The sequence below is a fragment of the Acidovorax sp. 35-64-16 genome (assembly GCF_002281195.1).
Classification (GTDB): domain Bacteria; phylum Pseudomonadota; class Gammaproteobacteria; order Burkholderiales; family Burkholderiaceae_C; genus Acidovorax; species Acidovorax defluvii.
On the sequence record NZ_NCFM01000005.1, the window covers coordinates 71,248 to 92,611 of the forward strand.

At 63.1% G+C, this 21,364-nt stretch carries 19 protein-coding genes; 11 read left to right on the top strand and 8 right to left on the bottom strand.

Annotated elements, in window-relative coordinates; genetic code table 11:
• Positions 1-18 precede the first annotated feature (18 nt).
• The 3 genes from prfA to hemA all read right to left on the bottom strand — a co-directional run bounded on the left by prfA (position 19) and on the right by hemA (position 3,113).
• Positions 19-1,119 (bottom strand): peptide chain release factor 1, encoded by a 1,101-nt coding sequence (prfA, locus tag B7Y64_RS05860; protein ID WP_291324528.1) that lies wholly within the window; start codon positions 1,117-1,119, stop codon positions 19-21.
• Between the two features lie 260 nt (positions 1,120-1,379).
• Positions 1,380-1,700 (bottom strand): hypothetical protein, encoded by a 321-nt coding sequence (locus B7Y64_RS05865; RefSeq protein ID WP_111864576.1) that lies wholly within the window; start codon positions 1,698-1,700, stop codon positions 1,380-1,382.
• Positions 1,701-1,805: 105 nt separating this feature from the next.
• Complete coding sequence (gene hemA / locus B7Y64_RS05870; RefSeq protein ID WP_024814199.1) at positions 1,806-3,113, bottom strand: glutamyl-tRNA reductase; 1,308 nt, start codon at positions 3,111-3,113, stop codon at positions 1,806-1,808.
• Positions 3,114-3,184: 71 nt separating this feature from the next.
• On the opposite strand from hemA, the gene B7Y64_RS05875 reads away from it, so the two are divergent.
• Positions 3,185-3,463: a hypothetical protein gene (locus B7Y64_RS05875; protein WP_291324527.1), complete on the top strand. Its 279-nt coding sequence runs from the start codon at positions 3,185-3,187 to the stop codon at positions 3,461-3,463.
• A gap of 50 nt (positions 3,464-3,513) precedes the next feature.
• Here the strand turns inward: B7Y64_RS05875 and ugpQ are convergent, their stop codons facing one another.
• From ugpQ to ugpB, 5 genes are all read right to left on the bottom strand, one after another.
• Positions 3,514-4,257, bottom strand: a complete 744-nt coding sequence (gene ugpQ, locus B7Y64_RS05880) for a glycerophosphodiester phosphodiesterase (RefSeq protein ID WP_291324526.1) — start codon at positions 4,255-4,257, stop codon at positions 3,514-3,516.
• Between the two features lie 22 nt (positions 4,258-4,279).
• Complete coding sequence (gene ugpC, locus B7Y64_RS05885) at positions 4,280-5,284, bottom strand: sn-glycerol-3-phosphate ABC transporter ATP-binding protein UgpC (RefSeq protein WP_291324525.1); 1,005 nt, start codon at positions 5,282-5,284, stop codon at positions 4,280-4,282.
• Positions 5,285-5,329: 45 nt separating this feature from the next.
• Positions 5,330-6,181 (bottom strand): sn-glycerol-3-phosphate ABC transporter permease UgpE, encoded by an 852-nt coding sequence (ugpE, locus tag B7Y64_RS05890; RefSeq protein WP_024814203.1) that lies wholly within the window; start codon positions 6,179-6,181, stop codon positions 5,330-5,332.
• A 54-nt stretch (positions 6,182-6,235) separates the two neighbouring features.
• Positions 6,236-7,117: a sn-glycerol-3-phosphate ABC transporter permease UgpA gene (gene ugpA / locus B7Y64_RS05895; RefSeq protein WP_291324524.1), complete on the bottom strand. Its 882-nt coding sequence runs from the start codon at positions 7,115-7,117 to the stop codon at positions 6,236-6,238.
• A 217-nt stretch (positions 7,118-7,334) separates the two neighbouring features.
• Complete coding sequence (ugpB, locus tag B7Y64_RS05900; RefSeq protein ID WP_291324523.1) at positions 7,335-8,648, bottom strand: sn-glycerol-3-phosphate ABC transporter substrate-binding protein UgpB; 1,314 nt, start codon at positions 8,646-8,648, stop codon at positions 7,335-7,337.
• A 316-nt stretch (positions 8,649-8,964) separates the two neighbouring features.
• Between ugpB and serA the strand changes: the two genes are divergently transcribed.
• The 10 genes from serA to B7Y64_RS05950 all read left to right on the top strand — a co-directional run bounded on the left by serA (position 8,965) and on the right by B7Y64_RS05950 (position 21,362).
• Positions 8,965-10,194 carry a phosphoglycerate dehydrogenase gene (serA, locus tag B7Y64_RS05905; protein ID WP_291324522.1) on the top strand — a complete coding sequence of 410 codons (1,230 nt, stop codon included), beginning with the start codon at positions 8,965-8,967 and terminating at the stop codon, positions 10,192-10,194.
• 190 nt (positions 10,195-10,384) lie between these two features.
• Positions 10,385-14,302: an FAD/FMN-binding oxidoreductase gene (locus B7Y64_RS05910; RefSeq protein ID WP_291328508.1), complete on the top strand. Its 3,918-nt coding sequence runs from the start codon at positions 10,385-10,387 to the stop codon at positions 14,300-14,302.
• Complete coding sequence (locus B7Y64_RS05915; protein ID WP_024814208.1) at positions 14,299-14,730, top strand: HIT family protein; 432 nt, start codon at positions 14,299-14,301, stop codon at positions 14,728-14,730. Before B7Y64_RS05910 ends, B7Y64_RS05915 begins: the two co-directional genes overlap by 4 nt.
• Positions 14,731-14,830: 100 nt before the next feature.
• Entirely contained in the window at positions 14,831-15,253 is a 423-nt protein-coding gene (locus B7Y64_RS05920; protein ID WP_114655190.1) for a DUF971 domain-containing protein, read from the top strand.
• A 213-nt stretch (positions 15,254-15,466) separates the two neighbouring features.
• The gene (gene ubiE / locus B7Y64_RS05925) at positions 15,467-16,198 is read left to right on the top strand and encodes a bifunctional demethylmenaquinone methyltransferase/2-methoxy-6-polyprenyl-1,4-benzoquinol methylase UbiE (protein ID WP_114655189.1); all 732 of its coding nucleotides are present in this window, start codon (positions 15,467-15,469) and stop codon (positions 16,196-16,198) included.
• A gap of 39 nt (positions 16,199-16,237) precedes the next feature.
• Positions 16,238-17,233, top strand: a complete 996-nt coding sequence (locus B7Y64_RS05930) for a Tim44 domain-containing protein (RefSeq protein WP_291328510.1) — start codon at positions 16,238-16,240, stop codon at positions 17,231-17,233.
• A 39-nt stretch (positions 17,234-17,272) separates the two neighbouring features.
• On the top strand, positions 17,273-17,878 hold the full coding sequence (locus B7Y64_RS05935) for a hypothetical protein (protein WP_114655188.1): 606 nt from the start codon (positions 17,273-17,275) through the stop codon (positions 17,876-17,878).
• Positions 17,875-19,440 carry a ubiquinone biosynthesis regulatory protein kinase UbiB gene (gene ubiB, locus B7Y64_RS05940; RefSeq protein WP_024814213.1) on the top strand — a complete coding sequence of 522 codons (1,566 nt, stop codon included), beginning with the start codon at positions 17,875-17,877 and terminating at the stop codon, positions 19,438-19,440. The genes B7Y64_RS05935 and ubiB overlap by 4 nt, the downstream gene beginning before the upstream one ends.
• Before the next feature lie 58 nt (positions 19,441-19,498).
• Positions 19,499-20,944 (top strand): sodium:solute symporter family protein, encoded by a 1,446-nt coding sequence (locus B7Y64_RS05945; protein WP_291324174.1) that lies wholly within the window; start codon positions 19,499-19,501, stop codon positions 20,942-20,944.
• Between the two features lie 70 nt (positions 20,945-21,014).
• Complete coding sequence (locus B7Y64_RS05950) at positions 21,015-21,362, top strand: FmdB family zinc ribbon protein (RefSeq protein WP_024814215.1); 348 nt, start codon at positions 21,015-21,017, stop codon at positions 21,360-21,362.
• Positions 21,363-21,364: the final 2 nt, after the last annotated feature.

The window sequence follows — 21,364 nt, forward strand, 5'->3', positions numbered from 1 at the left end:
GCCCGATTTCATTAAAAATCATTGTCCGCCTTGGATGGAGGCGCCCATCTCCAGCTCTTCGAGCTGCTCGGCTTCGCGTGCATGCGCCAGTGCTTGCAGCACCTCGGTCAGGTCGCCTTCCATCACGGCCAGCAGCTTGTACAGCGTGAGGTTGATGCGGTGGTCGGTCAGCCGCCCCTGCGGGAAGTTGTAGGTGCGGATGCGGTCGCTGCGGTCGCCGCTGCCGATCAGGCCCTTGCGCAGCGCGGCCTCTTTGGCGGCGCGCTCGCTGCGCTCTTTCTCCTGGATGCGCGCCTGCAGCACCTGCAGGGCCTTGGCCTTGTTGCTGTGCTGGCTGCGGCCGTCCTGGCACTCGGCCACGATGCCGGTGGGCAAGTGCACCACGCGCACGGCCGAGTCGGTCTTGTTGATGTGCTGGCCGCCCGCGCCGCTGGCGCGAAAGGTGTCGATGCGCAGATCGGCCGGGTTGAGCTTGATGGCCTCGGTCTCGTCGGGTTCGGGCATCACGGCCACGGTGCAGGCGCTGGTGTGGATGCGGCCCTGGGTTTCGGTGGCGGGCACGCGCTGCACGCGGTGGCCGCCCGATTCGAACTTCAGTGCGCCGTAAACGTGGTCACCTTCGATGCGCAGCACGATTTCCTTGTAACCCCCCAGCTCGGCCGCGTTTTCGCTGATGACCTCGACCTTCCAGCCCACGCGGTCGGCGTAGCGCATGTACATGCGCGTGAGGTCGCCCGCAAACAGCGCCGATTCATCACCACCCGTGCCCGCCCGGATTTCGACAAACGCGTTGCGTGCGTCGTCGGGGTCTTTGGGCAGCAGCAGGCGCTGCAATTCGTCTTCTAGCTGCAGCAGTTCGGCGGAGGCAGCGGTGATTTCTTCCTGCGCCATTTCCGCCATCTCAGGGTCGGCAAGCATCTCGCGCGCTCCGGCCAGGTCGGCTTCGCACTGCACAAAACGGGCATAGCGGCCGGCGACCTGGGTGACCTCCGCATGTTCGCGCGACAGCACGCGGTATTGCGCCATGTCGGCCATGATGTCTTCGCGCGAGAGCAAAAAATCCAGTTCGCCCAGACGCTGCGCATAGCGTTCCAGCTGGCTTCGGAGAAAAGGTTTCATTTTTAATCGTTATTGTCGCTACTAAAAACGTAGCTGGTCGCGCTTATCTGGTATGGGAAAATGGTCTATTTCGCCTAAATATTCACGGGTCACAGATACTTCGCACCATCTGTTCTGGATCGTCGAAGCCTTGGCGCTCAGCGGGTACAGCCCTTCAGTCCTTCGGCATGCCCAAGGCCGGTCAGACCCCGTGCGAACGGCTGCCCATCGAAGACAGGTTGCCAATCAGGCAATGGGCCGTGACAACCGGGGGCGAAGGCTCAGTGGGCTCCGTCCAGGATCCAGCGCGCCAGGCCCCGGGCGCTTTCTTCGCTCAGGTGTTCGTGGGCGCCAATGCGGCCCACCAGGCGCGGCTTGCGCAACTCGGTGATCAGGTGGTCTTCGGCGCCGGCTTCGCCGCGGTGCTTGGCGGTGTGGCTGGCCAGCTGCGCAAAGCTGGGCGCGTTGGGGTGGTAGGCGTTGCTGTGGCAGCTGTAGCAGCCCATCTCCACCGCCAATGTGGAGCCGGCCTGTGCCAGTGGGCAGGCCGCCAGGGCGAAACCCAGGAGGAAGGGAAGGACGATTTTGTGTGCGTGGGCCATGGGCCGGACTTTCAAGCAAAGGGAAACAACGGGCAGCAGGCGCTGCCGAGCCAGTGTTGCCCCGAACCCCCCATGGACGGGCAGGCCAAGGCAGTATGAGCGGCGCTACAGGCCGGTCTTGCTTTGCGAGCGCAGGAACAGGCGCGAGACGGTCTGCGCAGTCTGGGCGCGCAGGTCGGCGTCGCCTGCCCGCAACTCGGCCATGGTGCCGTGCAGCATCTTCTGGGCAAGACCACGCGAAAGGGCCTCCAGCACGGCATCGACATCTTCGCCTTTGGCCAGCAGCTTTTTGGCGCGCGCGATCTCCAGGGCGCGCCACTCGTCGGCCTGGGCGTTGATCTGCTGGATCAGGGGCACCACGCCGCCTGCGGCACCTGCGGGGCTGCGCAGCTCCATCCAGTGCATGAAGCTCTGCACCCCGGCATCGATGATGGCTTCGGCCTGCGCCACGGCCGCCTGGCGGTTGGCCTGGGCGGTCTGCACCACGCTGGCCAGGTCGTCCACGGTGTACAGGTACACGTCGCCCAGGGCCTTGACCTCGGGCTCGATGTCGCGCGGAACGGCCAGGTCCACCATGAACATGGGGCGGTGGCGGCGTTTTTTGAGGGCACGCTCCACGGCACCCAGGCCGATGATGGGCAGGGTGCTGGCGGTGCAGCTGATGATGGCGTCGAACTCGTGCAGGCGCTCGGGCAGGTCCGACAGGCGCATCACCTCGCCACCAAAACGGGTGGCCAGCTTCTCGCCGCGCTCCAGCGTGCGGTTGGCGATGGCAATGGACTGGGGGTTCCTGGCGGCGAAATGCGTGGCCGCCAGTTCGATCATTTCGCCCGCGCCGACAAACAGCACGCGGATCTCGGAGAGGTCTTCAAACAACTGGCCCGCCAGGCGCACAGCGGCGGCGGCCATGCTGATGCTGTGCGCGCCGATTTCGGTGCTGGTGCGCACCTCTTTGGCCACGGCAAAGCTGCGCTGGAACAGCTGGTTGAGCGTGGTGCCCAGGGCGCCCGCCGTTTCGGCGGCACGCACGGCGTTTTTCATCTGCCCAAGAATCTGGGCCTCGCCCAGCACCATCGAGTCAAGCCCGCTGGCCACGCGAAAAGCGTGGCGCGCCACCAGGCTGTCTTCCAGCGTGTAGGAGTGCGAGCGCAGCAGCGCGGGGCTTACGCCACCGCTTTGCGCCAGCCACCCGAGCGTGTGGTCCATGGCGGCCTGCTCGCCAGCGCAATAGATTTCGGTGCGATTGCAGGTGGAAATGATGGCGGTTTCGACGCCGTTGTGGCGGCTGCTTTGGCCCAGCGACTGGCGCAACCCCTGCAGAGTGGGCGTGATCTGGTCAAGCGCAAACGCGAATTTACCGCGCAGATCGAGCGGCGCGGTGGTGTGGTTGATGCCGAGGGCCCAGACTGCCATAGACGCCGATTATAAAATTGTTCTCGGCATCGGGTACCGTGTTTGCCTAAGCCTTGATCTGGGTCACGTTTATGGGTCCGCTGGACGCTTTTTATCACGCCGTGAATTTCATGGCGCCCGCTGCGGCGCTGGCCGTTTTGCTGGCGCTGGGCGGGCGCTTGATTCGATCAAAAGGGGCGTTGGCGCTTTCCTGGCGTGCGCAAGCAGCTATTAATTTTGTGGTTGGCTGCGCCGTGCTGGTGGCTGGATTGGTCGTGCTGGGCCGCGACGGCAAGATGCTGACTTATGCGGCGCTGGTGTTGGGCTGCGCCACCTGCCAGTGGGTGCTGGTGCGGGGCTGGCGGGGCTGAGCGTCGATTCGGTGCGGGTGCCGGGCCGCTGCGGCGCGGCACCTGACGATTCACTGATCGGCCGGGCTGAACAGATCGACGCGGTCGGTGATGATGCCGTCGGTTCCCAGGTCGATCAGGCGTTGGGCAGCCCATTCGTCGTTGACCGTGTAGCTCAGGGCGCGCATACCGAGTGCGTGAACCTGTTGTACCAGGGCGACATTCCACAGCGCGTGGTTGCACACCAGCGCCTGGCAGCCTAATTGCTGCGCCAGGGCCAGGCAGCCGTCTTGCAGGGCATCGACCAGCAGGCCGCGTGGCAGCTGCGGAGCAGCGGCCTGGGCCGCTGCCAGTGCGTCTGGCTTGAACGAGGTCAGCAAGGGCGGCACGGCCGTGGCGGGCCAGATGCGTGCCAGCAACTCGCCCACGGCGCGGCCGGTGGCGGCTTCGGCGCCAGGGGTGGGTTTGATTTCCACATTCAGGCAGTAATGGTTGGCCAGGCACCAGCGCGCCAGCGCCTCCAGTGTGGGCAGGCTCTCGCCAGCGCAGGCGCGGGAATGCCAGCTTCCGGCATCGAGTTGCGACAGCGCAGACCAAGGCAGATCACTGCCCGTGCCTTGGCCATTGGTGGTGCGCTGCAGCGTGGCATCGTGCAGCAGAAACAGCACGCCATCGGCGCTGAGCTTGGCGTCGCATTCGAACATGCGGTAACCGTGCTGGGCCCCCAGGCGGAAGGCCGACATGGTGTTTTCGGGCGCCAGTTTGCCGGCGCCGCGGTGGGCGATCCAGCGGGGATAAGGCCAGGGGGTGGTCATGCGGGGTATCCGTCTGGCCGGGTCAGAGGCGTTTGCCGGTCTCGGCATGAAACCAGTGCAGGCGGTTTTCACGGGGCGTGACATGGATGGTGTCGCCCGGCTTGGGCGCGGCGCTCCCTTCTTCAATGCGCACGATCAGGCTGTCACCCCCCATGGTGGCGTACACCAGGCGCTCGGCGCCCAGCAGCTCGACCGTGTCCACGCGCACCTCCCAGCCTGCCGAGGTGATGTCCAGGTGTTCGGGGCGAATGCCCAAAATGGTGCCGGGCTTGCTGTTGGGCGCATGGCGCAGCAGGTTCATGGGGGGCGAGCCGATGAAGCTGGCGACAAAAATCGATGCTGGGGTGTGATAGACCTCTTCGGGCGTGCCGAACTGCTCCATCACGCCAGCGTTCATGACGATCATGCGCTGCGCCAGCGTCATGGCTTCGACCTGGTCGTGCGTGACGAACAGGCTAGTGATGCCCAGCTCACGGTGCAGTTTCTGGATTTCGATGCGGGTTTGCGCGCGCAGCTTGGCGTCGAGGTTTGACAGCGGCTCGTCAAACAAAAACACCTGCGGCTGGCGCACGATGGCCCGGCCCATGGCCACGCGCTGGCGCTGGCCGCCCGAGAGCTCGCGCGGCTTGCGCTCGAGCAGGTGGCCCAGTTCCAGGATCTTGGCGGCCTTGTCCACGCGCACCTTGATCTCGGCGATGGGCACCTTCTTGATCTTGAGACCGTAGGCCATGTTGTCGAACACGGTCATGTGCGGGTACAGCGCGTAGTTCTGGAACACCATGGCGATGTCGCGCTCGGCGGGTTCCAGGTTGTTGACCACGCGCCCGCCAATGGCAATGTCACCGCCCGAGATTTCTTCCAGGCCGGCGACCATGCGCAGCAGCGTGGACTTGCCGCAGCCCGAGGGGCCCACGATCACGATGAATTCGCGGTCGCTGATTTCTGCATTGATGCCATGGAGCACGGGCACGGCAGTTTTGCCGTGGCCATAACGTTTGACGACGTTTTTGAGAGAGATGGATGCCATAAACGGATGGGGTTCAGTATTTCAAAAAGCGGTGTGGGGCGGGTCTTACTTTTCGGTGTCCACCAGGCCCTTCACGAACCACTTTTGCATCAGGATCACCACGGCAGCTGGTGGCAGCATGGCCAGGATGGCCGTGGCCATGGCGATGTTCCAGTCGATGGAGGCTTCGCCGCCACCGCCGACCATGCGCTTGATGCCGATTACCACGGGGTACATGTCTTCGGTGGTGGTCATCAGCAGCGGCCACAAATACTGGTTCCAGCCATAGATGAACTGGATCACGAACAACGCGGCGATCGAGGTCTTGGACAGGGGCACCAGCACATCCTTGAAAAAGCGCATGGGGCCGGCACCGTCCATGCGGGCGGCTTCCACCAGCTCGTCCGGCACCGTCAGAAAGAACTGCCGAAACAGGAACGTGGCGGTGGCCGATGCGATGAGCGGCAGGGTCAGCCCGCCGTAGGTGTTGAGCAGGCCCAGATCGGCCACGACCTTGTAGGTGGGCAGGATGCGCACTTCCACGGGCAGCATCAACGTCAGGAAGATGGCCCAGAAGCACAGCATCTTGAACGGAAAGCGGAAATACACGATGGCAAAGGCCGACAGCAGCGAGATGGCGATCTTGCCCACGGTGATGATGATGGCGGTCACGAAGCTCACCCACATCATGTGGACCACATTGGTGTTGGAGCCAAGCTTGCCCGAGCCAAACAACGCGGCTTTGTAATTGGCCCACATTTCACCGCCGGGCAGCAGTGGCATGGGGGCCTGCACGATATCTGCGGCCGTGTGCGTAGAGGCCACCAAGGCCAGGTAAAGGGGGAAGGCCACCACCATCACGCCGAGAATCATCACGGCGTGCGACAGCACGGTAAGCCAGGGACTGCGGTCAACCATGGAAGGCCTCCAGAGCGTCAAAAGAGCAGGGTGAAGTGATCAGAGCGGCAGGCATCAGTACTGCACCTTCTTTTCGACATAGCGGAACTGCACCACGGTCAAGGCCACCACGATGATCATCAGAACGACGGACTGCGCCGCCGATCCGCCCAGATCGAGCGCCTTGAAGCCGTCCAGGAACACCTTGTAGACCAGGATGGTGGTGGACTGGCCGGGGCCGCCGCTGGTCATCGCATCGATGATCCCGAAGGTGTCGAAGAACGCATAAACAATGTTGATCACCAGCAGGAAGAACGTGGTGGGCGACAGCAAAGGCAGCTGGATGTTCCAGAACCTGCGCCAGGGGCCGGCGCCGTCAATGGATGCGGCTTCAATGAGCGATTTGGGGATGGATTGCAGGCCAGCCAGAAAGAACAGGAAGTTGTAGGAAATCTGCTTCCACACCGAGGCCGCAACGATCAGGCCCATGGCCTGGTTTTCGCTCATCAGGTGGTTCCAGTTGTAGCCCAGCTTGCCCAGAAAGTACGACACCACGCCGATCGAAGGCGAAAACATGAAGATCCACAACACCCCGGCGATCACCGGCGCAACCGCGTAGGGAACGATCAGCAGGGTTTTGTAAACCATGGCGCCGAGCACGATGCGGTCGGCAAAAATTGCCAGAACCAGCGACACCACAATGCCCACTGCAGCCACCAGCACGGAAAAGAAAGCGGTGCGCTGGAACGAGTTCAGGTAGGTCGGGTCGTCCAGCAGGTTGCGGAAGTTTTCCAGCCCCACCCATTCGGTTGACATGCCAAAAGCGTCCTGCACCTGCAGCGACTGCAGCACCGCCTGGCTGGCGGGCCAGAAGAAGAAGACGCCAATGATGACGAGCTGGGGCATGAGCAGCACCCAGGGGAGCCATCGGGAGCGGAAAAGTACGCGTTTTTCCATGGGATTTCACAATAAAACATCCGCCGGGGCCCTTGCGGGGCGCGGCGGATGGGGCTGGGCTTGCGCACAAGCGCGGCCTCAGAAACAAATAAAAATGGGGCCGGGGCCGCATCGGGTGGCGCTATTTTGCCCTGTACCTTGCGTCCCCGGCACTGCGGGACCAGGCTGCGGGACCAGGCCGCCACCGCGCCCCGCGCCATGCGGGGCTGCCAGTGGCCTACTTGCCCTTGTTGGCGCGCTCAAAGCGGGCCAGCAATTCGTCGCCGCGCTTCACGATCGAGTCCAGTGCGGTCTGGGCCGATTGCTTGCCCGACCACACCTGTTCGAGTTCTTCGTCCTCGATGGTGCGGATCTGCACATAGTTGCCCAGGCGGATGCCGCGCGAGTTGTTGGTCACCTTGCGCACCATCTGCTGCACGGCCACATCGGTGCCGGGGTTCTTCTGGTAGAAGCCCGACTTGTCGGTCAGGTCATAGGCCGCCAGGGTGATGGGCAGGTAGCCCGTGCGCTGGTGGCTGGCTGCTTGCACCTTGGTCTGCGACAGGAAGTCGAAGAACGTGGCCACGCCCTTGTATTCGGCGGGCTTCTTGCCCGCCATAACCCACAGCGAGGCGCCACCGATCACGGTGTTTTGTGGCGCGCCCTTCACGTCGGCGTAGTAGGGCAGGGGGGCCAGGCCGTAGGCGAACTTGGCGTTCTTGGCCACGTCGCCATAGAAACCCGAGGACGTCTGGATCATGGCGCACTCACCGGCGGTGAAAGAGGCCTGGGCGGTGGAGCCGCGGCCCTTGTAGACAAACTCGCCCGCAGCCGCGGCCTTGGCGAGGTTGTCGATGTGGCGCACATGCAGCGGAGAATTCATCTTCAGGCGCGCATCCATTCCAGCCAGGCCGTTTTGCTTGGTGGCGAACTCGACGTTGTGCCAGGTGGAGAAGCTTTCGAGCTGCGTCCAGCCCATCCAGGCCAGCGTCATGGGGCAGCTGTGGCCGCTTGCTTTCAGCTTCTTGGCGGCGGCAAACACTTCAGGCCAGGTGGCGGGAGCCTTGTCGGCGTTCAGGCCCGCCTTCTTGAAGGCGTCCTTGTTGTAATAGAAGATAGTGGTCGAACTGTTGAACGGGAAGCTCAGCATCTGGCCGTTGGGGGCCGTGTAGTAGCCGGCCACGGCGGGGATGTAGGCCTTGGGGTCGAAGGCCAGACCGGCATCGCCCATCAACTTGCCAACGGGCACGGTAGCACCCTTGCTGGCCATCATGGTGGCGGTGCCCACTTCAAACACCTGCAAGATGTGCGGCGCATTGCCCGAGCGGAAGGCCGCAATGGCGGCTGTCATGTTTTCGTCATACGAGCCCTTGTAGGTGGGCACCACCTTGTATTCCTTCTGGCTCTCGTTGAACTGTTTGGCCAAGTCATTGACCCACTCGTTGTTCACGGCCGTCATCGAATGCCACCACTGGATTTCGGTTTGGGCTTGTGCAGATACGCACACGGTGGTGGCTAGGGCGGCGGTCAGGGCCAGCTGCTTGAATTGCATGAATACTCCTCCAGAATGACGAAGACACAAAGGCGCGGTGCTAGGTGGCGTTTGTGTCGATGATGTGACGTTGTCCCACAGGGCTGATACGCCAGCAATCGGGGAAACCCGCTTTGCGATGGTTGTTGCAAAGGCCATTGCGACGGCGGCCGAATTGTGACATTCATGAAACAAATGGTGTCAATTCATGGACAGCGTCAAGGCCATTGCGGGGCGGGTGGCGATTTTTGTTGCAATGCATCATGCTTGCCCCCTTGAGGGCTCGCCATGCCGTGTGCATTTGCAAGCCCGGTCTTTTTCCAACCTTTCGTTTGCCATGGCCACCACCTCTCTGGATAAAAGCAAGATCAAGTTCCTGTTGCTGGAGGGTATTCACCCCTCAGCGCTGGATGTCATCCGCGCAGCCGGGTATTCGCAGATCGAGACCGTTGCAGGGGCGCTGCCCGATGACGAGCTCAAGCGCAAGATTGCAGACGCCCATTTCGTGGGCATCCGCTCGCGCACGCAGCTGACCGAAGAGGTGTTTGCCCACGCCCACAAGCTGGTGGCGGTGGGTTGCTTTTGCATCGGTACCAACCAGGTGGACCTGAATGCGGCACGCGAGCGCGGCATTGCCGTGTTCAACGCGCCGTACTCCAACACCCGGTCGGTAGCCGAGCTGGTGCTGGCCGAGGCCATCTTGCTGCTGCGCGGCATCCCCGAGAAGAACGCCGTGGCGCACCGCGGTGGCTGGCTCAAGTCGGCCGACAACGCCTATGAGATCCGGGGCAAGACCCTGGGCATCGTGGGCTACGGCTCCATCGGCACGCAGCTGTCGGTGCTGGCCGAGGCGCTGGGCATGCATGTGGCGTTTTATGACGTGGTCAGCAAACTGCCCCTGGGCAATGCCCGGCAGGTGCCCGATCTGCACACGTTGCTGGGGCAGAGCGATATCGTGAGCCTGCATGTGCCCGAGTTGCCATCCACCGCGGGGATGATCGGTGCGGCCGAAATTGCGGCCATGAAGCCCGGCGGCATTCTGATCAATGCAGCGCGGGGCACCGTGGTGGAGATTGAGTCGCTGGCCGACGCCCTCAAGGCCAAGAAGCTGCTGGGCGCCGCCATCGACGTGTTTCCGGTGGAGCCTCGCACCAACAAGGACGAGTTTCAGTCGCCCCTGCGGGGACTGGACAACGTGATTCTGACCCCGCACATTGGCGGCTCCACCATGGAGGCGCAGGCCAATATCGGGCTGGAAGTGGCGGAAAAGCTGGTGAAGTACAGCGACAACGGCACCAGCACGTCGTCGGTCAACTTCCCCGAGGTGGCGTTGCCCGCGCACCCCGGCAAGCATCGCCTGCTGCACATTCACCGCAATGTGCCGGGTGTGCTGTCCGAGATCAACCGCATCTTGTCGGACAACCAGATCAATATCTCGGCCCAGTACCTGCAGACCAACGAGAAGATTGGCTATGTGGTGATCGACATCGACGCCGCGTCGTCGGACCTGGCGCTTGACAAACTGGCCCATGTGCCCGCAACGCTGCGCAGCCGCGTGCTGTTCTGAGCTTGCTCCTGTAAATATAGCTGGTGGCGCTTGCTGGTAAAGCGCTGCGGGCTGATTTTGTTTTAGAACCCACATTCATCGCCTTGGGGGCCGCCCCGGCGCTCAGGGCCGGGCGGCGCAGCCGGAGGCGGTGGCATAAAATTCCGACCCCAAGGCACAAGGGCGCGCCGCGTCCACCCAGGTTGATCCCATGAATGTTCCGATTGCGTTGGCCGCCCTGCAGACGCAGGCTGCCGAGCCTGTTCGTCTGCGCGAAATTCCCTATAACTACACCTCGTTCTCCGACCGGGAGATCGTGATTCGCCTGCTGGGCGCGTCCGCCTGGGAGGTGCTCGACCAGCTGCGCAATGAGCGCCGCACCGGCCGCTCTGCCCGCATGCTGTACGAGGTGCTGGGTGACATCTGGGTGGTGCAGCGCAACCCCTACCTGCAAGACGACCTGCTGGACAACCCGGCGCGTCGCAAGTTGCTGGTCGATGCCCTGCAGCACCGCCTGGGCGAAATCGACAAGCGCCGCACCCCGGCCGACGATGCCGAGCGCGACCGCCTGGTGGGCGAACTGGCACAGGCCGCGCGCCGCGCCGTGGCCGAATTCGATGCCACGTTCGAGCAAGCCGCCACGCTGCGCCGCCAGATCCAGCGCACGCTGGGGCGCCTTACGGCCAAGGACAACATCAAGTTTGACGGCCTTTCGCGCGTGAGCCATGTGACCGATGCGACCGACTGGCGCGTCGAATACCCCTTTGTGGTGCTGACGCCCGACACCGAGTCCGAGATGGCTGGCCTGGTCAAGGGCTGCATCGAGCTGGGCCTGACCATCATTCCGCGTGGGGGCGGCACGGGTTACACCGGCGGCGCCATTCCGCTGACCTGGAAGAGCGTGGTCATCAACACCGAAAAGCTCGAAGCCATGACCGAGGTGGAGATGCTCCGTCTGCCGGGCATGGACAGCGAAGTCGGCACCGTGTGGACCGAAGCCGGTGTGGTCACCCAGCGCGTGGCGGATGCCGCCGAGCGCGCAGGCTATGTGTTTGCCGTGGACCCGACCAGTGCCGAGGCCTCGTGCATTGGGGGCAACATCGCCATGAACGCGGGCGGCAAGAAAGCCGTGCTGTGGGGCACGGCGCTGGACAACCTGGCCAGCTGGCGCATGGTGACGCCCGAGGCGCAGTGGCTGGAGGTGACGCGCCTGGACCACAACATGGGCAAGATCCATGATGCCGAGATGGCCACCTTCGAGCTGCAGTATTTCGAGGCCGATGGCAAAACGCCCATCCGCACCGAGCGCCTGGACATTCCGGGCAAGACCTTCCGCAAGGAAGGCCTGGGCAAGGACGTGACGGACAAGTTCCTGTCGGGCCTGCCGGGTATCCAGAAAGAGGGCTGCGATGGCCTCATCACCAGCGCGCGCTGGGTGGTGCACCGCATGCCCGAGCACACGCGCACCGTGTGCCTGGAGTTCTTTGGCAATGCCAAGAATGCGGTGCCTTCCATCGTGGAAATCAAGGACTTCATGTTCGCCGAGCAAAAGCGCAGCGGCGTTCTGCTGGCCGGTCTGGAACATCTGGATGACCGCTATCTCAAGGCCGTCGGTTACGCCACCAAGAGCAAAAAGCACGGTGGTGGTTTGCCGAAGATGGTGCTGTTTGGCGACATTGCGGGCGACAACGCCGACGACGTGGCGCGCGTGACCAGCGAGGTGGTGCGCATTGCCAACTCGCGCAGCGGCGAAGGCTTCATCGCCATCAGCCCCGAGGCGCGCAAGAAGTTCTGGCTGGATCGCAAGCGCACGGCGGCCATCAGCCGCCACACCAACGCCTTCAAGATCAACGAAGACGTGGTGATTCCGCTGCCGCGCATGGCCGAGTACACCGACGGCATCGAGCGCATCAACATCGAATTGAGTCTGCGCAACAAGATCAAGCTGTGCGACGCGCTCACCGATTTTCTTGAGCGTGGCAACCTGCCCCTGGGCAAGCACGACGACGCCAACGAGATTCCATCGGCCGAACTGCTGGAAGACCGCGTGGCCCAGGCTGGTGCGCTGGTGGCCGAGGTGCGTGCGTTGTGGTCGGGCTGGCTGCAGGACGTGGCCACCCTGTTCCCGCAACTGCAGGACCACACCCTGCGCGCCAGCTGGAAGACCCAGCTGCGGGCCCCATTGCAAGGCATTTTTGCGGGCGCTGCGTTCAAGCCCATCCTGGACGAGGCCACCGCCATCCACCAGCGCGTGCTCAAGGGCCGCGTGTGGGTGGCGCTGCACATGCACGCGGGCGACGGCAACGTGCACACCAACCTGCCGGTCAATAGCGACGACTACGAAATGCTGCAGACCGCGCACCAGGCGGTTGAACGCATCATGGTGCTGGCGCGCAGCCTCGATGGCGTGATCTCGGGCGAGCATGGGATCGGCATCACCAAGCTGGAGTTTCTGACCGACGAAGAACTGCGCCCGTTTGCGCAATACAAGCAGAAGGTAGACCCGGAAGGCCGCTTCAACAAGGGTAAATTGCTACGAAATCAGGAGCTTATTGCGCTTGATGGGAAAGGGCTAGAGGCCAATTTGGCTTCAAAAATGCCGTTGCACGCCGATCTGACCAACGCCTACACCCCCAGCTTTGGCCTGATGGGACACGAGTCGCTCATCATGCAGCAGAGCGACATCGGTGCCATTGCCGATTCGGTGAAGGACTGCCTGCGCTGCGGCAAGTGCAAACCCGTGTGCTCCACGCATGTGCCGCGCGCCAATTTGCTGTACAGCCCGCGCAACAAGATCCTGGCGACCTCGCTGCTGGTCGAGGCTTTCCTCTACGAGGAGCAGACGCGCCGGGGCGTGAGCATCAAGCATTGGCAAGAGTTTGAAGACGTGGCCGACCACTGCACCGTGTGCCACCGCTGCGAGAGCCCCTGCCCGGTGAAGATCGACTTTGGCGACGTGACCATGAACATGCGCAACCTGCTGCGCAAGATGGGCAAGAAGAGCTTCCGCCCCGGCAACGCACTGGCCATGGCCATGCTCAACGCCACCAACCCCGACACCATCAAGCTGCTGCGTTCGGCCATGGTGGGCGTGGGCTTCAAGGCCCAGCGCATGGCGGTTCAGATCTTGCGCAAGGTCAGCCGCAAGCAGACCACCCGGCCACCCGCCACGGTGGGCACCGCACCCATCAAGGAGCAGGTGATCCACTTCATCAACAAGAAGCTGCCCGGTGGCCTGCCCAAGCGCACCGCGCGCGCGCTGCTCGACATTGAGGACAAGGATTACGTCCCGATCATCCGCAACCCCCAGGCCACCACGTTTGATACCGAGGCGGTGTTCTACTTCCCGGGCTGCGGCTCGGAGCGGCTGTTCAGCCAGGTGGGCCTGGCCACGCAGGCCATGCTGTGGTATGCGGGCGTGCAAACCGTGCTGCCGCCGGGCTACCTGTGCTGTGGCTACCCGCAGCGCGGCAGCGGCCAGTTCGACAAGGCCGAGAAGATGATCACCGACAACCGGGTGCTCTTTCACCGTGTTGCCAACACGCTCAACTACCTCGACATCAAGACCGTGGTGGTGAGCTGCGGCACCTGCTACGACCAGCTGCAGGGCTACGAGTTTGACAAGATCTTCCCGGGCAGCCGCATCATCGATATTCACGAATACCTGCTCGAAAAAGGCATCACGCTGCCCGCAGGCCAGGGCGGCTACCTGTACCACGAGCCCTGCCACAACCCCATGAAGCAGGGCGACTCGATGAAGACCGTGCGCGCCCTGGTGGGCGACAAGGTGCTCAAGAGCGAGCGCTGCTGCGGCGAATCGGGCACGCTGGGCGTCACCCGGCCCGACATCTCCACCCAGGTGCGCTTTCGCAAGGAAGAGGAAATTCGCAAGGGCGAGGCCCAGCTGCGCGCCAGCGGTGCCGTAGGCGCGCAGGACAACATCAAGATCCTCACGAGCTGCCCGAGCTGCCTGCAGGGCATCACCCGCTACGGCGACGACCTGCAGACCGGCCTGCTCGAAGCCGACTACATCGTGATCGAGATGGCCAAACAGATCCTGGGCGAGAACTGGCTGCCCGAGTATGTGCAGCGTGCCAACAATGGTGGCATCGAGCGTGTGCTCGTATGACACACGATTGCCCGCTGTGCCGTGAAGATGGCGGGGCGCTCATCTGGCGCGGTGCGCGGTTGCGCGTCATCCGTGCCGACGAGGCGGGTTTTCCCGCCTTTTACCGCGTGGTCTGGAACGCCCATGTGGCCGAGTTTTCCGACCTGAACGCCCCGGAGCGAGCGCATTGCATGGATGTGGTGGCACAGGTTGAACAGGCCCTGCGCCAGTATCTGCAGCCCACCAAGGTCAACATTGCAGCGCTGGGCAACATGGTGCCGCACCTGCACTGGCATGTGATTGCGCGCTTTGACTGGGACAGCCATTTCCCGGCGCCCGTGTGGGCGTCTGCCCTGCGACACAGCCCTGCAGCGCAGCAAGCGGGCGTGTCGGCCCGGTTGCCCGTGCTGGAGGCAGCGCTGCAGTCCAAGCTGGGCCAGCTGGCCTGAGGGTCCGCTAATCCATCCGGTATCCCTGATCAGCAAGTGCCCGCCTGCGGGTGGGACAATGGCCGAGGTCTTAACCAACAGTTTTCTCACAGGTGAATCCATGGCAGGTTTGAAAGCGGGCGCGCCCACGCCGCAGGCACTGACGGTGCATGAGGCATCACGGGTGCTTGAAGTGGGGTTCTCTGACGGCGCCACGTTCCGAATTCCGTTTGAGTTGATGCGTGTGTATTCGCCGTCAGCCGAAGTGCAGGGCCATGGCCCCGGCCAGGAGGTGTTGCAGACGGGCAAGCGCGATGTGGTGCTGGTCGGCCTGGAGCCCGTGGGCAACTACGCCGTCAAGCCGCTGTTCTCGGACGGCCACGAAAGTGGCATCTTCACCTGGGATTACCTTTACGAACTGGGCCAGCAGCAGGATGCGCTGTGGGCGCAGTACACCGCGCGCCTGGCCGCTGCCGGCACTGACCGCGATACGCCCATGGCGCCCAAGGGCGCCGCAGGCGGCCATGGCTGCGGCAGCCACTGAGGCTGCAGGCGGGGAATGTCTCAGGCGGTGCGCGCCATCCGTTTGATACCCCTGTGATTCATTGTGCTATTAAAATAATAGCTGTCTGCGCAATAGCTACGGGCGCTGATTGCCAATTTGTTTTACTGGCGTTGTTTTAATCGCGACAGATGCCCCAATTGAGTGCGGGGTTGTCGCTGTACCTCAGGCGCTGACACGCCTAGCATGATTTTTATGAGCACCACGCATTTCGGTTTTCAGTCGGTTGACGAGCAGGAAAAAGCACGCCGCGTGCGCGGCGTGTTCGACTCCGTCGCCTCCAAGTACGACGTGATGAACGACCTCATGTCGGCAGGCCTGCACCGCGCCTGGAAGGCCTATACCGTGATGGTGGCCAACCTCAGCGAGGGTAGCCAGGTGCTCGACATTGCGGGCGGCACGGGCGATCTGGCGCTGGCGTTCTCCAAAAAAGTGGGGGCATCGGGCCGCGTGGTGCACACCGACATCAACGAAGCCATGCTGCGCGTGGGCCGCGACCGGCTTATCGATGCAGGTGTGGTGTTGCCCACGCTGGTTTGCGATGCAGAGAAACTGCCGTTCCCCGAGGCGCACTTTGATGTGGTCAGCGTGGCCTTCGGCCTGCGCAACATGACCCACAAGGACCAGGCGATTGCCGAAATGTGCCGTGTGCTCAAGCCCGGTGGCAAGTTGCTGGTGCTGGAATTTTCGAAGGTGGCCAAGCCACTGGAAAAGGTGTACGACTGGTATTCGTTCAAGGTACTGCCCCAGCTGGGCAAGCTGGTGGCGGGTGACGACGCCAGCTACCGGTATCTGGCCGAGTCCATCCGGATGCACCCGGGACAGGAAGAGCTCAAAAGCCTCATGCAGAAAAATGGCTTTGGGCATGTGGACTATCACAACATGACGGGTGGCATTGTGGCCTTGCATGTTGGAATCAAGTGCTAAGCAGTTTGCTTTGAGTGGATTAACGGAGACGGAGAAATCATGATGAAACTGTGGTCTGTGGTGTTGGTGGCGATGCTTGCGTTTGCGCATCCTGATGCGGATGCCCGGCGCATGGGTGGTGGCAAGTCGGTGGGCAAGCAGTCCAGCAACGTCACCCAGCGCGACGCGGCAACGCCGCCTGCAACGCCGGGCGCCCCGGCGCAGACGGCAACCAACGCCGCCGCTGCCAAGCCTGCAGCAGCTGCGCCTGCCGCAGCGGCCAAAAAGCCCTGGGGCGCCATGCTGGGTGGCCTGGCCGCCGGTCTGGGTCTTGCCTGGCTTGCCAGTTCGCTGGGCTTGGGTGCAGGCTTCGCCAATATCCTCATGATCGCGCTGCTGGCGGTGGCCGCGTTTGCCATCTTCAAGATGGTGATGCGCGCACGCAATGGTGGTGCTGCTGCCCAAAATTCACCCTTCGCGTTCCAGGGCGCCGGGGGTGCTTCGCCAGCTTCCGCCCAGGTGCCGCGCCAGTACAGCCCCGACAAGGTGGGCAACGATGCGTCGGCCCGCCCCTGGGAGCGCAATGGCATGGCGTTTGATGCGTCGCGGCAGCTGCAGGGCACGGGCTCGCTGATTGGCTCGGGCCTCTCGGGTTCGCAAAACTGGGGCATTCCCGAAGGGTTTGACGCCGAGGGCTTTCTCACGGCAGCCAAGCGCAATTTCTTTACGCTGCAGTCCGCATGGGACCGTTCCGACATCGCCACGCTGCGCTCGATGATGACCGACAGCATGCTCGATGAAATTCGCACGCAACTGACCGAGCGCGAAACGCACCGGGGCGATCAGCCCAACCAGACCGACGTGGTCATGATCGAGGCGCAGCTGCTGGGCATCGAAGAACTGGACGACGGTTACATGGCCAGCGTGGAGTTCTCGGGCATGATCCGCGAAGAATTGTCCGCAGGCCCCAGCCCCTTCCGTGAGGTCTGGAACATGACCAAGGCCAAGACGGGCAACAGCGGCTGGCTGGTAGCGGGTGTGCAAGCACTGCAGTAATACGGCAAGGCTTCCCGGTTCAGGGAATAATCGGGGACTATGGCAACACAGTCCCCTTTTTCATTTCTGGATGGTCTCATTGACCGCTTGGCTGCCGGCCCGCAGCCGCCGCAGTGGCTGGTGCACGAGGTGCAGCAGCGCATGGTCCTTTTTCTCAACCATGTGTTGATGCAGGAAAAGGAAGCCATGGACCGCCTGATGCGCCAGCGTGGCCGCGTGGCGCGCGTGCAGTGGCGCTCCTATTCCATGGCCTTGCTGGTGACGCCGGCGGGCCTGTTCAACCTGGCGCCTGAGGGCGCGGCGCCCGATCTGCAGTTGCACGTCACGGAAGCCTCTCCTCTGGCGCTGGCCAGCGTTGCGCTGCGGGGCGACAAGCCGGCCATCCGCATCGAGGGCGATGTGCAACTGGCGGCCGAAATCAACTGGCTGGTGGACCATGTCCGCTGGGATCTCGAAGAAGACGTTGCCCGCCTGATTGGTGACGCGCCCGCACACACGCTGGGCAAAGTGGCTCGCAAGGCGGCGCAGGCGTTGCGCCAGTTCGTGGGCACGCGCATGGCGTCTGCCGCAGTCGCCCCGGCCCCGGGTGCGGCACCCGCTGCGCCCGCGGCACCGCCCGGCAACGCTGACCGGACTGCTCCATGAAGCGTTTTTTGCGGGGCGCCACCATCGTCTGGGTGGTGTTCCGGTATGGGCTCGATGGCCTGGTGCTCGACAGTTTCCAGAAGCCCTGGCTGCGCCTGCTGGCGCGCGTCCTTTCGATAGGGCGCAATCTGGAGGCACCGCGCGGCCAGCGCCTGCGCGAGGCGCTGGAGCGGCTCGGCCCCATCTTCGTCAAGTTTGGCCAGGTGCTCTCGACCCGGCGCGACCTGCTGCCGGCCGACATGGCCGACGAGCTCGCGCGCCTGCAAGACCGTGTGCCGCCCTTCGATTCGGCCATCGCCATTGCCACCATCGAGCGGGCGTATCGCCGCCCGGTGGACGAGGTGTTTGTTGCCTTTGACCGCGTGCCGGTGGCCAGTGCGTCGATTGCGCAAGTGCACTTCGCCACCTTGCGCGACCGGGGGGGCGTGGAGCGCGAGGTCGCCGTCAAGGTGCTGCGCCCGGGCATGCTGCCAGTCATTGAAAAAGACCTGAGCCTCATGCGCCTGATGGCGGGCTGGGTGGAGAGCCTCTCGGCCGATGGCAAGCGCCTCAAGCCCCGCGAGGTGGTGGCCGAATTCGACAACTACCTGCATGACGAGCTGGACCTGGTGCGCGAAGCTGCCAACGCCGCGCAACTGCGCCGCAACATGCAGGGGTTGGACCTGGTGCTGATTCCGGAAATCTACTGGGATTTCTGCCACCCCGAGGTCATGGTGATGCAGCGCATGAACGGTGTGCCCATCAGCCAGGTCGAGCGCTTGCGCGAAGCCGGGGTGGACATCCCCAAATTGGCGCGCGATGGCGTCACCATCTTCTTCACCCAGGTGTTCCGCGACGGCTTCTTTCATGCCGACATGCACCCGGGCAACATCCAGGTGAGCCTGGAGCCGGCCACGTTCGGGCGCTACATTTCGCTGGACTTCGGCATTGTTGGCACGCTCACTGAAGTGGACAAAGAGTATCTGGCGCAGAACTTCGTGGCCTTTTTCCGCCGCGACTACAAGCGTGTCGCCGAGCTGCACATCGAAAGTGGCTGGGTGCCGCCGGAGACCCGCGTCAACGACCTCGAATCGGCGATCCGCGCCGTGTGCGAGCCTTATTTCGACCGTCCGCTCAAAGAAATCTCGCTGGGCATGGTGCTGATGCGCCTGTTCCAGACATCACGTCGTTTCCAGGTCGAGATTCAGCCGCAATTGGTGCTGCTGCAAAAAACCCTGCTCAACATCGAAGGGCTGGGTCGCCAGCTCGACCCGGAGCTCGACCTCTGGAGCACTGCCAAGCCTTTTCTTGAAAAATGGATGCTTGAGCAGATGGGCCCGCAACGCCTGTGGCGCGAGCTGCGGGCCGAGGCGCCGCACTATGCCAAGCTCGTGCCCGAGCTGCCGCGCCTGCTGTATGACTTTCTGAGCCGGCGGCCGGCCGAGTCGCAAAGCGCCATGCGCGACCTGCTGGAGGCGCAAAAGCGCACCAATCGGTTGCTGCAAAGCATCATTTACGGCGGCCTGGGCTTTGTGCTGGGTCTGCTGGTGATGCAGCTGATGGTCAGGGTCAGGCTCTTCTGACGCTGGCTCGTTCAAGGTTCTTTTTTTTCCCACTGTTCGCGACATCGAGGAGCATGCCGTGCTGTTGACCCTGGTTATCGTCTATCTGTTGATCACCATCGCCATTGGCCTGGTTGCCGCCAAGCGGGTAAAGAATTCCGCCGATTTTGCGATTGCCGGGCGCCATTTGCCGCTGTACATGATCGTCACCACTACGTTTGCCACCTGGTTTGGTTCGGAGACGGTGCTGGGGATTCCCGCCAAGTTCATTGAGGGCGGGCTGGGCAATGTGGTGGAAGACCCTTTCGGTGCGGGTTTCTGCCTGATTCTGGTGGGCCTGTTCTTTGCGGGCAAGCTCTACCGCATGACGCTGCTGACCATCAGCGACTACTACCGCGAGCGCTATGGCCGCGTGGTCGAGGTCGTGTGCTCGCTGATCATCATGCTGAGCTACCTGGGCTGGGTTTCGGCCCAGGTCACTGCCTTGGGGCTGGTGTTCAACCTGCTGTCTGGCGGGGCCATCAGCATCCCCATCGGCATGACGATCGGGGTGGTGTCGATCCTGGCATACACGCTGTTTGGCGTAATGTGGTCGGTGGCTGTCACGGACTTTATCCAGATGATCATTCTCGTGGTGGGGCTCACGCTGATCGCCGTGTTCGCGGGCAACATGGCCGGCGGTGCGGACAAGGTCATCGAGCTGGCCTCCAGCCGTGAGTTGTTCCGCTTTTTGCCAGAGCCCAGTTTCCACGATATCGCGTTCTTCATTGCCGCCGCCATCACGATGATGTTTGGCTCGATTCCCCAGCAGGACGTTTTTCAGCGGGTGATGTCGGCCAACAACATCCAGGCCGCCACGCGGGGCCCGGTGATTGGCGGCATCTTCTACATCCTGTTTGCCTTTGTGCCGATGTTTCTGGTGGCCAGCGCGCTCATCATCATGCCGGCCGAAACGGCAGAGCTGCTCAAGGACGATCCGCAAAAGGTACTGCCCACGCTGGTGCTGGAAAAAATGCCTTTTGTCATGCAGGTGCTCTTTTTTGGCGCACTGCTGTCGGCGCTCAAGTCCACAGCGTCGGCCACGCTGCTGGCCCCCAGTGTGACATTCACAGAGAACATCTGGCGCCAGTTCCGCCCGCACGCCTCGGACCAGCAGCAACTGCGCACCATGCGCATCACCACGCTGGTGTTCAGCGGCCTGGTGCTGGCCTACGCGATCCGCATGGAAGGCACCTCCATCTATGAGCTGGTGTCTGGCGCGTACCAGGTGCCATTGGTCGGTGCCTTCGTGCCGCTGGTGTTTGGCCTGTACTGGAAGCGAGCCACCACCCAGGGCGCGATTTTTGCCATCGTGCTGGGTTTGCTGACCTGGCTCCTGTTTCTGGCAACGCCAGCGGGCGAGGTGTTTCCGGCGCAACTGGCCGGTTTGCTGGCGGCGCTGGTGGGCATGCTGGCGGGCTCGCTCGGCCCCCAGGCGATTGGCAACAGCCATGCAGGGCACCATCGCATGTTGGGAGTGGAATGAGCCCAGGGTGTTGAAGACGGGGCGGCCGCCTATAATTTAAGGTTTTGCACTTTCCCCCAACACTCTCGTCATGCCTATTTATGCCTACAAATGCGGCTCCTGCGGCCATGCCAAGGATGTGCTGCAAAAAATCTCCGATCCTCAGCTCTCGGTGTGCCCCGCGTGCGGCGCCGAAGCCTTCACCAAGCAGGTGACTGCCGCAGGGTTTCAGCTCAAGGGCTCTGGCTGGTATGTGACGGATTTTCGTGGCGGCAACGCTGCCAGTTCCGCCCCCGCCACTGAAGCCAAGAGCGACGGCCAGGGTGCAGCCGGCACCCAGGCTTCTGCGCCCGCTGCAGATGCTGCCAGTGTTGCCCCCAAGGCGGCGCCCAGTGCCGCACCGGCCGCTGCTGGTGCCAGTGCATCGTCTTCAGACTGAGC